Origin of the sequence: Nostoc sp., assembly GCF_036917515.1 — a bacterium.
GTDB lineage: Bacteria > Cyanobacteriota > Cyanobacteriia > Cyanobacteriales > Nostocaceae > Nostoc.
In genome coordinates, this window is the sequence record NZ_JBALDE010000278.1 from 1 (window position 1) to 13,695 (window position 13,695).

Sequence of the window (13,695 nt, forward strand, 5' to 3'; positions counted from 1 at the left end):
TTATGAATGATTTTCGGGCGAGTCCAATCAGTTTTCCTATTGCTAGTTGAATAAGATTGCTGTTTTTTCTTTACCCAAAGTAACAAAAGAGGGATAAGTCTCTAGCAAACGAGTTTTCTGCACCAATGGACTTGCGAACCCGATTCGCCTCAACTGGGCGGTCATCCTCTGCTCTGGCAATCTTGTAGTAATACTGACCTGCTTTACCAAAGTGGTGTGTTAACTCAGTCAGCGATCGCGTTTTCAAATCTGCGCCAGTATGAATGCCGAACGAATGCATCTTCGCCGCCGTAACTTCTCCTATCCCGTGGAATTGTTCAATCGCTAGCTGTTCTACAAAGGCGATCGCTTGCTCTGGTAAAATTACTGTTAATCCATTGGGTTTATTCTGGCCTGATGCCATTTTTGCAAGAAACTTGTTAATCGATACACCTGCGGTTGCCGTCAACTGGGTTGACTGGAAAATTGCAGTTTTGATGTGTCTTGCGATAGTAGAAGCGTAGGGGATGTTTTGCTTATTCTCAGTAACATCTAGATATGCTTCATCTAGCGCAACTCCTTCCACTAAATCACTGTAGCGTTTGAATATGGCGTGGATTGAAGTAGAAATCTCTCGGTAAACATCGAATCTCGGTCTGACAAAGATAAGTGCGGGACATTTAGCGAACGCAGTTACTGAGGGCATTGCTGAGTGAATACCAAACTTACGAGCTTCATAACTAGCTGCTGCAACTACGCCTCGCTGATTGGGACTGCCACCGACTACTAACGGTTTTTCTCGGTAGCTAGGGTTGTCCCTCTGCTCTACCGATGCGTAAAAAGCGTCCATATCTACGTGAATTATTTTCCTAATTCTAGCGACAGATTCTTGTCCCAAGCGTAGCTTCACCACAAGCAGTCTCGTTTTTCACAGCATTTTCAAAGAAGTAAATACAATCTCAGTTTATAGTATACCAGTACTATCTTAGAGATAAAATTACCTGCTGTCGTTTTGAGCAACTGTCACTTGAAGAAGTGTTTGAGGGGGTACATAGTTTTTATGCCATCAAGCAAGCGAAGAAAGTTTTTTAAGTAGAAAAGAGCGTACCTGGAATTGCAACTATATTAAATATTAAACAGCTCTAACTTTATTAGTTCAAAAACATAAAAGAACACACATGACCATAAAAATTGATTTTCAAGGGGATATGGATAACGCAAGCATTCCATTGAATCAAAACAAAGAAGAAGTATTTCAATGGACAAAGCAGTGGTATCCTGTAGCAGTTGTGGATTTTTTAGATCCATCTCGCCCACATGCAATACAGTTATTAGGAAAAGATTTAGTCTTATGGCGAGACAGTTTGAGTAAATGGTCTTGCTTTGAAGATTGTTGCCCCCATCGACTAGCTCCTCTTTCTGAAGGGCGTGTTGAGTCTGATGGCACACTTTTATGTGCTTATCATGCTTGGCGTTTTGATTCGCAGGGAAACTGTGTGAGCATTCCCCAGTCGAAAGATCAGCACACATCTTCTAAACACTGCTTAAATTCAAAGTCATCTGCAATTAGTTATCCAACACAAGAACGGCAGGGTTTATTGTGGGTTTGGGCTGAGTCTGGTTCTGAAGCACAGCTTGAAAGTCAATTGAGGACACCACGAATTATTCCAGAACTTGAAGAAAACTCCGACAGAGTAGTTCATCTATTTTGGAATATACGTGACTTACCCTATGGATGGGATTTTTTCATGGAAAATGTAGCTGACCCAGCCCATGTCCCTGTTTCTCACCACGGTATAGTTGGTAATCGGTATAAAGATGCTAATTACTACAATATGCTTTGCATCAAGGAAATGTCTACTCAAGAAGGATTTTCTTTTGAAATTACACCGACTGCCCCCACGATTTCACAAGCGATTCACGACTTTCAACCACCTTGTCAGATGAGAATTGTTTCTACTTCACACGATGGTGGTAAGCTGATCCTAGCATTGTATGCTAGTCCTACACGTCCAGGATGGTGTCGTCATATTGGCTGCCAGGTCTTAGTTAAGAACGAGATGGGCAAGACACCTAAAGGATTAGGAGTCTTTGGACTACCAATGCCAACTTGGCTAGGCCATGTTTTGTCATCCTTGTTCTTACACCAAGACTTAGTATTTCTTCATTATCAACAGAAGATTCTAGCTAAACGTCAAAAGGACCAATGGGTGAACGCAGTTTATACACCCAATCCTCAAGATAAAATGGTAATTACATTTCACCAGTGGTTGGAGAAAAAAGCTGGAGGTAGTATTCCTTGGGCTTGGGGGTGTAATACCGATCTTCCCTTGCCCGAATTAGACAAACAAAAGCTTTTTGATGTCTGGACAACTCATACCCAACATTGCGAAGTTTGCAAAGATGCTTTGAAAAATATTAAACGTCTACGGGTGTTGGCTTACGGGTTATCTATATTATGCTTATGTGTTGCTGTAATTCTGGATGCAAGAGCCATAGCGGTAAAAGCTGCATTAGCATCTGCAAACCAAATACCTGCATCACTTTTAACGGTTTTTCCTCATACAGGATTCTGGTGGGCGCTTGGGGGTGCAACATTATTTGTACTTCTAGGATACTTGCTTGATAAATTTAGTCGCCTATTTTACGTTTACGAGTTTGAACACGCACACAATGATTAATCTACTCAAGGTAAGTCCTAAGAAAATTTATTCAAAAGGCTCAGTTGGCTGGAGCATCTAGCCAACTGAGCCTTTTGAATTCCAAACTTCCAAACCAAGTTGTACCCCGTTCGAGAGATGCCAGGATGACACATTCTGCGTCATCTAAGAGTGCGATGGCGTATCCACACGCTGGAGGCGATCGCAAATCTTAGATTTGCTTAATGGCTAAAAACATGAGAAAAAGGGCGTGTAATTCCTAAATTCAGCAAGAACAATGCTTGCCCACGCCCAAGAGTTAGTGTACAACCTCAAAGAATTGATGCCGACGCAGTACCAAAAAGATAACCTAGAAGCGATGTTGGCGTTATTTTTAGAGGCACAAGGACATCCATTACCCGAACACAGTCAAACAAAATCCCCAAGTGCAATCAGCCGATTTTTAAATATCAATCCTTGGTCAACTAGGGAGATGATTCGTATTGTTCGCTCCAGCGCATTCCAAACAGTTCTTAATGTATTAGCATCATCTGGTAAAGGAAGAAAACCCTTTTTACAAGTAATTAAAGTCAACTTTCTTAGTGCTATTTATCGCTCTTTCATCAATCTCATGAGAGTGATGAAAGAGCGATAACATTGGCAGGAATTCTCCCTAAATAATCACACCCCTTAGACACTGTTACGTGTACCATTGCATACGAATGCAATCCCCTATCCCACATCAACAGCATCCCTGATGTGACAGAGCGTAATAATTTTAATGCCCGCACTCGTTCTCTGATGCGGTATGAACACATTAAAGCATCAAATATTATGTGCGTTTCTGCTTCTACCAATATGACTAATCTGATTTTTGGAAAACCTGCTTGTGTGCCTGGATGACTACCGGGACGACCAAAAACTCTCGCATTTTCATTGCTATCTGGAAGATCAAAACAAATGCCATCAATCACTACAATTCGCAGTCCATTTAGAAATGCTCCTATTGTCTCACCAGTCGCCATTGGTCGTACTAACTGGTGAAATAATTGGCTCATCACCCCTGCCCCTAATCGTTGCCGAGCTTGAGTAATTGCTGATTTACAAGGTGCTCGCCAATATTTCCCAACTTTTACCCATCCCTCAGAAAGACCATCAATCAAGTTTTTAAGTACATCCCGCATTGAGTCTTTTGACCATAGACTCATTGCAATTACTAGACTTACCACTAATTGCGCTGGTAGCGATCGCTTGCGCTCCTCTTGAGTTTGGGTATTAGCGATCACCTGTTCAATGACAAAAGCTGGAATCGCCGTCTCGATTGCTTTAAGTAGATCAACACTTTGTATATCAGGACACACCAAAGAGAAATCTTTGAGATGCACTACACTCAATTTTAAGGTTTGGGAACAATGCTTAATTTACATAATTCTCAACCTTAACTGAACTGTATTATATTATAAGTAATCATCCGGACTTGATATAATTTACAGTTAAAAAAAGTATAAGTGGCTGCTAGAGTTTAACTTATTTCCACACTTTTAAGTCTTTGTCATAGTGGCAGGTCATGCTGTCCCTAGTAGTGATAGACTCACCTTTACTTGCCTTACTTCTAATCGTCTTAATAGAATAAGAAGTTAATTCAGTCATTTCCTTATGAGAAAGTCCTTCAATTGCAGTTTTTTGAGTCAATATTTCTGATTGATTTTGGGATTCATTATTAGGCAACCTGTCTATAGTAATGTGAGTATTTTCAGTAGAGTTATGGGTAATTGTTTTTTGATTTTGATAATCTTGCATGGTCACAAGTTGCCAACTAGAATCTTGTGAAAGTTCCAAAACCCATTGATGATAATTAAATAAACTTTCCCTATGCCCAACACTGATAAATGTTGTTTTCGTCTCTTGTAACTGCTGATATAAACTTCCTTCATTTTTAAAATCCAAAGCACTTGTTGCTTCATCTAATATGGTGAACCTTGGATGAGTTACTAACAGGCGTGCGAAAGCGAGGCGTTGTTGCTCTCCCAGCGATAATATGTTTTCCCAAGGAATTTCAGTATCAAAACCCTCAACTCGACTTAACAAGTTTTGCAGGTTTACTTGTTGCAAAACTTTTTTGAGTTCTGCGTCGGTCATTTGACGATTAGTTTTAGGATAGAGTAACTGTTGTCGCAAAGTTCCCAAAATGATATAAGGACGTTGAGGTAGGAATAAGACTTCTTGTAGAGGAGGACGCACTAGACGACCTGTTCCTGCGTTCCACAAACCAGCAATCGCTCTCAATAGAGAACTTTTACCTCGACCACTAGGCCCAACAATCAATAAACCTTCTCCTGGCTGAACAGACAGTGACAAATCTTCAACAATCACCTGTTCATAGTTGGGTGTTTGTAAAGTGACATTCTCAAAAGCGAGATGATTTTCTTCTATTGTTTTAATAATACTGACATTTTCAGGTTGTTTAGTTACTTCTTGTAGCGCATCTGAAAACTCAGATAAACGCTCAACATAACTGGAAAATCGTCCTGAATTCCCAAATTCTCTAATTAATGTTGCCATAGCTGAGGCAAACTGATTACAAGCTATACTAGCTTGGACAACTTCTCCGAAATCAGCTTGACCGCTCATATATATAGGTGCGAGTACCAGATATGGGAATATTTGAATAGCAGACTTATATGCTCCGTCAAAAAGTTCCTGATTGTTCTCCCAATTAATCTTGCGTTCGACATTTCTCAAGAGATTACTAAATCTTCGTTGAATTATATTGGATTCTTGGTTTTCTCCTTGAAAAAAAGCTATTGATTCAGCGTGATTACGAACATGAGTTAGACAATAATTGTATTCTGCCTTTAGTTCTAGTTCCTCTTGATTAATTTTACTCAATTGTTGACCTAAGTAAATAGCAATCAAATTACCTACAATCGTATAAATAATCAGAACAATCGCAATAAATTGGGAAATTGACCAAATAATAACTAAAAAAGTTGTCATTTCCAGGACTTTTTCTAGCAAAGTAGCTGAAAACGAGAGAGCATTACTGGTAATGGGTTCTATTTCTTGAGATATTCGTTGATCTGGGTTATCAACATCGGATCTAAAGTTGATTCTATAATAGACACGATTGCTTAAATATTTTGATAATGTGTGATTATTTAACCATTTGTACCAATCAAGAGCAATTTTTTTTCTGACAAGTTTAGAAAATCCGTTTAAGAGTGTTATGCAGACAAGAGCAGCGCCGAAAACTACTATCGTCTTAATAAAGTTAGGATAATCTTTCTCTTCAATAACATCTGTTATGTAACGAGTAACAAAGCTATTAAAGGCAGTTACGCCCACCAGCGCGATTATTAATAAAATCAGGAGAATGAGCATCCCCCATATACGAATCACGTCTGAAAATACTCTTCCCCCGGACTCTGTTGGATACCAGTAAGGCTGAACAATCGCTCTTACATTATCCCAAAATTTGTTAAAACTGGATGGAGAAAAATCGTTGTTTAAGGAGCGATCGCGAGAAACTGTGGTTGGCATATTTTAAAACAAATTGAACATTTTTTTGATTGAAATACAGTAAAACCAACTATTAAATAATACACAATTGGACGTATATCATAAACATTGAATTTAGATACAAAATCTTTGCAATTTATGAACTTAATTAACAATTACCTATTTAAAAAAATCAAATAATATTTGGAAAATAGTAGAGTTTTTAATCAACCACCACTATGCAACGCCAAATTTAGGATAGCAAAGAAACCGCGTCATTCTTGCTAGAAGGTGTATCAGCAGCGATGCCTGCGGCGGGCGTAGCCATTGCAACTGCATTACTAACATTAGGGAGTTCATCTTCCACAAACCGTAGACGAGGGTACAAGTAGGCAATAGAGGTTTCTAAAATGGTCAAGACTCCCATAATCATTAGTAGAAGTCCCATTCCACGACCCGATCCAATACCGATGATTTGTCCGATGCTTCCTGCCAAAAAACTATCACTAGCCATTAAGGGTTCAAAAACCTTCTCGGCTAAAGGCCCAATTGTGATGTAGCCTAGAGGTAAAGCGGCTGCTTCAATTGCTCCTTTGATCGCAAAAACTCTACCTTGTATGCTAGGTTCTATTTTATTTTGCATGACAGCTTGCGTAGAACTGGAAACGATCGGTTGTGTCAGGGAGAATAAAAAGATGCTAACAGTGAAGATGACAAGAGAGGGTTGCAACCCGGCGACGAGAAGAAATACACCATTCAAAAGCATACATCCGTATATTGCATAGATGTTGCGTTCTAGTCCTCCCCAGATGCTCACGAGCAAGCCGCCTACTAAAAGAGCAATGCCGAATAGCGAAAGAATAGTTCCCAGAACGTTTATTGAAGCGAAATTTAATACTAGAGGTATGGTGATAACATTAATGCCTCCCACAAAATAAAGGCTGGAAGCTGAGAATAAGACTAGTCCCAACAGCCCTGGTCGAGTGGTCAAATATTTAAATCCATAAGTTGCTTCACTCAGAAATGAACTTTTTGCAGTTGCAACATCACTCGTGTTGACTTGGGGGAATCTCACGAGCATCAAGGAGACAACAGCAATAAACACAGCCATTACGTGAAACAAAATAATCCCTTGAAAATTGACAATGCTTAGTAGAACACCTCCAAGAGTTGGTGCAATGATTATGGAAATCCCAAACATCAGACTCATCAGACCGTTAGCACGATTGAGGTGCTGTTTTGGCACTAATAAGACTGTGGATGCTGTATAAGCAGGTGTGTGAAAAGCCATGAAAATAGCAGTGAAGGTATTAGCTAGGTAAATGTGCCATACTCCCAACTGACCTATGACAAATAAAACGCCGATCGCGATCGTTCCCAAACACGCCAAGACATCAGCTATAATCATTGTCTTTCGGCGATCCCACCTATCTACCAGAGGTCCAGCGATCGGGGAAATTAAGATTAGCGGTAGAGTATTGAACAGGGAGACTAAAGCAAACTGGGTCACTGAACCAGTGCGGTTGTAAACCCAAATATCTAAGGCAAATGCAGTAGTACTATAACCAATCAAGGCGATCAACTGTCCTATCCACACAATGAGAAACAGTCGCATTTCCCGCAAAGCAGTCAGTCTTGTTTTTTCCATAATCTGTACGTCTGACATAATAATCTGGCAAATTACTTGTTATGTGTATCTACATGGCACGGCATTGAGAATTATGCTTCTGAAATAGTAAGGAAAGGTCATTCAGACGGCATTCAGGATTATTAATTAGCAGTTCAAGCAATACTAAAAACTGAGTTACTGCACGGCTAACAGTACTAGCATCAAACAAATCGATTTTGTAACACCATTTACCTTCAATGGTTCCTAATGTTGTTTGTTGAAGATAAATATCCCAATCAAATTCTGCTGTATTAGTTTCAATTGACCAGGAACGAACAGTCAAGTTTGTCAGTTTTAAATCTGATGGAGGCAAAAAGTTAAACATCACTTGATATAGCAAAGAGTGGCTTGGTTCTCCTTTTGGCTGTAGTGCTTCTACTAACTTCACGAAGGGGATTTGTTGGTGATCGCCAGCGTCTAAAAAATATCCCCGCACCCGATACAGCAACTCGCTCAGGCTTGGATCGCCGCCCAGATATGTACGTATTGGAAGTGTGTTAATAAAGCATCCAATAAGTCCTTTAGTTTCCATTTGCTGGCGATTAGCAAAAGGAGTGCCTACGATAATATCTGACTGTCCCGTGTAATAGAACAGCACTATTTTGAAAGCTGTTAGCAAAGTCACAAATAGAGTTACATTATGCTGTTGGCTCAAATTTTTCAGAGCATTTGTTAGGCTTTTAGGGATGGTAAAAGTTTGACTTGCGCCTTGAAAAGTTCGGACTGGTAAGCGCGGGCGATCCGTAGGTAACTGTAGTAAAAGTGTGCTATTACCTAGTTGCTGCTTCCAATAGTTAAGGTTAGACACGAAAGCAGGACGAGCAACCCCCTGCTGTTGCCAATCGGCAAAGTCACCATATTGAATGGGTAAATCGGGAAGTGGTAAGGGCTGACCGTGACAAAATGCTTCGTATAATTTTGTTAGCTCCTGTAAAAACACACTTACAGACCAACCATCAAAAACTAGATGATGGATAGTTACTATGAGTAAATGCTCGGCATCAGAGAGCCGCAGCAGCTTGATGCGTAACAACGGGCTTTGTTCTAGATCGAAAGGCTGGTTTTTTTCCTCATTCACAAATTTTTGAGCCAGAGCCTTTCGCTCAGTTTTAGATTCAGAAAGTTTTCGCAAGTCTACCGCCGAAAATGGCAATATGGGGTGTTGAGCAATTTTCTGAACCACTTGCCTATCGGCGATGGGCTTTGCGCCGCTGGAAGCGATCGCAAAAGTAGTTCGCAAAGCTTCGTGACGACGGACAATTTCCACGAGGCTTTGCACCAGGGCATTTACGTTGAGTAAACCTGTGAGGCGATAAGCCAGGGGAATATTGTAGACGGGAATACCCGGATGCAATTGAGCTAATATCCAAAACTCAAGTTGAGTCAAAGAGATTGGCAACTCTTTTGTACTCCGAGGTACTAGTTTGAGAGATGGAGTTAAGTCATTTTGGCGATATTCTGAAATCTGCCGATCTAGCTCGACTACTGTTGGGTAATCAAACAGACAGCTTATAGGTAACTCCACTTTGAAGGTTTCTCGCAACCGAGCAATGACTTGCATTACTGATAAAGAATGCCCTCCTAATGCAAAAAAGTTGTCATGGATACCAACTTGTTCCAGCCCTAAAACATCACTCCAGATTTCTGCCAGAACCTCTTCAGTTGCAGTCCGGGGTGGGATCAAGTCTGTAGAGATGTTACGTGTTTCCCTAGTCGTAGGTGCTGGTAAAGCGCGGCGGTCTGTTTTGCCACTGCTGGTTAGAGGTAGAGCATCCAGCAACTTTACAAAAGCAGAAGGTAGCATGTATTCGGGTAGCTTCTGTTTGAGATAACAAAGCAGTTCGCTGGTGTCTAGGTGTTGTTTGGGGACAATGTAAGCGACTAGGCGCTTGCTTCCTGGTTGGTCAACTCTTGCAATAACTACTGCTTCTTTTACCTGCGGGTGTGCGACGAGTACGGTTTCAATTTCTCCCAGTTCAATGCGAAAACCCCGCACCTTCACTTGATTGTCAATTCTACCAAGAAATTCGATGTTGCCATCAGCTAAATATCGAGCGCGATCGCCTGTTTTATAAAAACGATTCCCATCCTTAACAATGAATTTCTCAGCTGTTAATTCTGGGGAATTAATGTAACTTCTAGCGATCGCCACGCCGCCAATATACAGTTCTCCGGAAACTCCAATTGGTAATAGTTGCAGATGGCGGTCAAGGATGTAGATTTGCGTATTTGCGATCGGGCGACCAATGGGTGGAAGTGGCGACCAACTGCTTGCCACATCTTTTAATGTAAAACTTGTTACTACATGGCTCTCTGTTGGGCCATACTGATTTTGCAGCGTACAACCAGGAAGCTCCCTAAAAAAGTTGACTAAATCAGGAGTAATATGCAACTGTTCTCCTGCCGTCATAATCTGGCGCAAAGATGCAGGATAGAATTTAGAAATAGAGGCAGCATTGGCTAACTGCTGAAGGGCGACGAAGGGCAAAAACAGTCTTTCTACCTTTTCTTGGGTAATTAATTGTAATAATACGAATCCATCCTTCTGTACTTCTTCGGGAATTAAAACTAAGGTTCCGCCGCTACACCAGGTAGAGAATATTTCTTGAAAAGAGACATCGAAACTGATAGAAGCAAATTGCAAAGTTTTGGCACAACTAAAAGCACTTTCGTTAATTTGCCAATGTAAAAGGTTCGCTAGAGAACGGTGACTCATGGCTACACCTTTGGGTTTGCCGGTTGAGCCAGAAGTATAAATTACATAAGCCAAGTTTTGTGGTGTCACTTGACTAACAGTATTTTCCTGACTGTTTTGGCAAAAAATCTCCGATGTATCTAAGCAAACTACTGTTAAAGAAGTCGGAAGTAGAGTTTTGTAATGGGGATTTAGATCCATGTTCTGCTCTGCTCCACAGCAGGTCATTTCCTCTTGCTCCCTGCTCCCCTCCCCCTGCCTCTTAGTTGATGAATCTGTCAGCAATACCGAGGCTTGAGAATCACTTAAAATATAAGTCAAGCGTTCTTGGGGCGATCGCGGATCTAAGGGTACGTAAGTACCACCAGCTTTAAGGATTGCCAAAAGTCCTACAACCATCGATAAAGAACGCTCAACGCAAATCCCTACCCGCACTTCTGGTTTTACACCAAGTTTTTGGAGATGGTGTGCTAACTTGTTAGCCTGACAATTTAACTGCTGGTAAGTCAGTTGTTGAGACTGGAACGAAACGGCCACTGCATCCGGTATCCGTTCCACTTGTTCTTCAAACAACTGAGCGATACATTTATTGGGATAATCTGTTTGGGTATGATTCCATACTAAGAGTTGGCGCTGCTCGCTAGCAGTTAGCATGGGTATCTCTCCTACTTTCTGCTCGACGTTACTAACCATACCCTCTAACAAAGTTACAAGATGCCCCATCATCCGGTTAATCGTTTCCCTGTCAAAGCGGCTACCATCATAAAGAATGCGTAGAGATAATTCTTGTCCTGGTACAGCGATGACTGTGAGCGGATAATTTGTTTGTTCAATAACTCGCCGTTTAGTAATTTGGATACTGCTACCTGGATTTGATAAAGACGTATCTTGTGGGTAGTTCTCAAACACCACAATGCTTTCAAACATGGGTAATTCTTGGGGAATTTCACTAATAGCTTGAATTTCTACTAACGGACACCAAGAATACTGCGATCGCTCCACCTGTTGAGTCTGCAATTCCCTCAGCCATTGCCATAAAGGAGTTGCTGTTGGTACTTTCACCCTGACTGGTAGAGTATTAATGAATAGTCCCACCATAGATTCTACCCCCGATAATGTGGGAGGACGACCAGACACAGTTGCGCCAAATACTAGCTCAGACTCATCAGTGTAGCGACTAAGTAAAATTGCCCAAGCTGCTTGGACGAAAGTTGAAAGTGTCAGATGATACTGCTGTGCTTGGGACTGTAAAGCCGCAGTTATGGTTACTGATAAACAGCACTGATGTTCCTGGTAGGTTTTTGACTGGGGAAAATTTTGCACCTCACCCCGATTTAGTTGCAAACGGGTAGGACTAGTAAAGCCATGAAGTTGTTGTCGCCAAAAAATCTCTGCTGCTTTTAAATCTTGTTGCTGCAACCAATTAATATAATCTCGGTAAGGACGGGGAGTATTTAAATATAAGTATTCGCCTTTAACTAAAGCATTATAAAAAGCAAAGACTTCTTTGCAGAGAATTGGGAAACTCCAGCCATCAATTAGCAAGTGATGAAAGCTCCAGACAAATTCGTAAGTATCATCAGCGACTCGAATTAAGGTGAACCGCATGAGTGGAGCTTTGTCAATAACAAAGTCCTGAACTCGATCTGTTTGTAAGAAAGCTTGTAAACGCTCTTGTTGTTCTTTTGGAGATAAAGAACGCCAATCATAGTTCTGCCAAGGTAACTCTACTTGCTTACATACTACGTGGAGAGGCTTTTCCTGCTTTTCCCAAACAACAAGGGTACGCAGAACTGGGTGACGCTTCAATACTCGCACACAAGCCTGCTGAAGCAGTGTAATATCTAAATTGCCAGAGAGCGTGAGACAGAACTGCTCAAGATATACTCCTGATTCTGGCTCATGCAGAGTATGAAAAAGCATACCCTGTTGCATAGCAGAAAGAGGGTAAATAGATTCAATATTTTTATTTTTAATTATTTGCAGTTTGCTCATATAAGGTTATTATTTTATTTTTGAAAAGATAGGTAAAGCTCTTTCTCAAATTTTTATTGTTCCTCGTAGAAAATAATATTTTTTACGCTAAATTCATGAAATCAAAGTTATTTATATATTACGAACTCTACTTAATTGTTGAACAAAACTCAGTACAACTTTATTCTTTATTGTTCCCTATTTTCTGTTCTCTGCTTCCTCTCTCTATGAGCGATTATCCGAATCAAATCGAATTCCTATAACTAAGAATAATCGCCAAATAATACTCCATTTTTTTGTCCTAAATACTTGTAAGCTATCTGACTATTTAACTCTTTAAATTTTTTCATAATATCTTCTTTTTCTTTCGGTAAGAGGAGCACATCATCAATTAAAAATTTTGGCAGCCTCGATACTAACTTACATATTGTTTTGTTATTAGATAAGAAGCTCAAGAACTCTTGATATTTTGACCAATAACTATAATCTAATTTTATGAATTTCGCTAAAATTGTTTCATTCAAATTATTTATAAGCAAAAGTATCTTGATCATTTTTCCTGAAGGAGACACATTTATTTTTGCATTATAGTCAACTTTATAATCACTTTTATTGTTGAATTGATTAATGACTCTTAAGAAATCAGCAAAAATATGATCTTTCGTATTTGATTTTGCAAAACATCGAACAATCATATTGTCATATCCAAATATATTTGCCCAATTCTCTAACATTTGATAATAGTTAAAGATATATTGATATTTATTAAACAACTCTTGAATTCCTACGCTACATGCTCCTAGTTTAACCATGTAACAGTAAGAGGATTCTAAAAATTCATCTTGCTTTCTTAGATATATAACTACCTTGATTTCGTATTCTTTTAACAAATTTTTTATTTTTGCAAGTGTTTCAAGTTGATAAAAGATTTTAAAAGAAGTAAAAGCTTCTGCGGAAATTATCACATTTCTAGGGTTAATAGAGTCTATTTCTGTCTTCAGTTCTTCCCAAATTGACATTGAAAGTGTATTATCCTTGTCTTCCAAACCCATTAAACAATGGGCTAAAGTATTATGACAGTAACGGTTAACTATTTCTTTGGCATTATTTTTTATATCAGACTTAGGATACAAGTAACCGTTTTCTAAGAATTTATCTCTATTATTAAACAATGCTTTTTGTAGGCAAGTTGTTCCAGTCTTGGGCATTCCAATGTGTAAGTAAATTATTGTCATATGTCT

At 39.8% G+C, this 13,695-nt stretch carries 7 protein-coding genes and 1 pseudogene; 2 read left to right on the forward strand and 6 right to left on the reverse strand.

Annotated elements, in window-relative coordinates:
- Positions 1-70 precede the first annotated feature (70 nt).
- On the reverse strand, positions 71-892 hold the full coding sequence (gene dinB, locus V7K89_RS34960) for a DNA polymerase IV (RefSeq protein ID WP_335195457.1): 822 nt from the start codon (positions 890-892) through the stop codon (positions 71-73).
- A 265-nt stretch (positions 893-1,157) separates the two neighbouring features.
- Between dinB and V7K89_RS34965 the strand changes: the two genes are divergently transcribed.
- Together V7K89_RS34965 and V7K89_RS34970 are read left to right on the forward strand one after the other, a co-directional pair.
- A complete protein-coding gene (locus V7K89_RS34965) occupies positions 1,158-2,660 on the forward strand; it encodes an aromatic ring-hydroxylating dioxygenase subunit alpha (protein WP_442941852.1) in 1,503 nt (500 codons plus the stop codon).
- A gap of 256 nt (positions 2,661-2,916) precedes the next feature.
- Positions 2,917-3,273: a hypothetical protein gene (locus V7K89_RS34970; protein ID WP_335195458.1), complete on the forward strand. Its 357-nt coding sequence runs from the start codon at positions 2,917-2,919 to the stop codon at positions 3,271-3,273.
- On the opposite strand, the pseudogene V7K89_RS34975 reads toward V7K89_RS34970, so the two are convergent.
- The 5 genes and pseudogenes from V7K89_RS34975 to V7K89_RS34995 form a co-directional block, all read right to left on the reverse strand.
- Positions 3,272-4,003: pseudogene (locus V7K89_RS34975) on the reverse strand (transposase domain-containing protein); the annotation flags it as partial. The gene V7K89_RS34970 and the pseudogene V7K89_RS34975 overlap by 2 nt on opposite strands.
- Before the next feature lie 142 nt (positions 4,004-4,145).
- Positions 4,146-6,158 carry an ABC transporter ATP-binding protein/permease gene (locus V7K89_RS34980; protein WP_335195459.1) on the reverse strand — a complete coding sequence of 671 codons (2,013 nt, stop codon included), beginning with the start codon at positions 6,156-6,158 and terminating at the stop codon, positions 4,146-4,148.
- A 211-nt stretch (positions 6,159-6,369) separates the two neighbouring features.
- Entirely contained in the window at positions 6,370-7,782 is a 1,413-nt protein-coding gene (locus tag V7K89_RS34985) for an MFS transporter (RefSeq protein WP_335195460.1), read from the reverse strand.
- Positions 7,783-7,813: 31 nt separating this feature from the next.
- Positions 7,814-12,475, reverse strand: coding sequence for an amino acid adenylation domain-containing protein (locus V7K89_RS34990; RefSeq protein ID WP_335195461.1), 4,662 nt, complete (start codon positions 12,473-12,475; stop codon positions 7,814-7,816).
- 242 nt (positions 12,476-12,717) lie between these two features.
- Complete coding sequence (locus V7K89_RS34995; protein ID WP_335195462.1) at positions 12,718-13,662, reverse strand: hypothetical protein; 945 nt, start codon at positions 13,660-13,662, stop codon at positions 12,718-12,720.
- Positions 13,663-13,695: the final 33 nt, after the last annotated feature.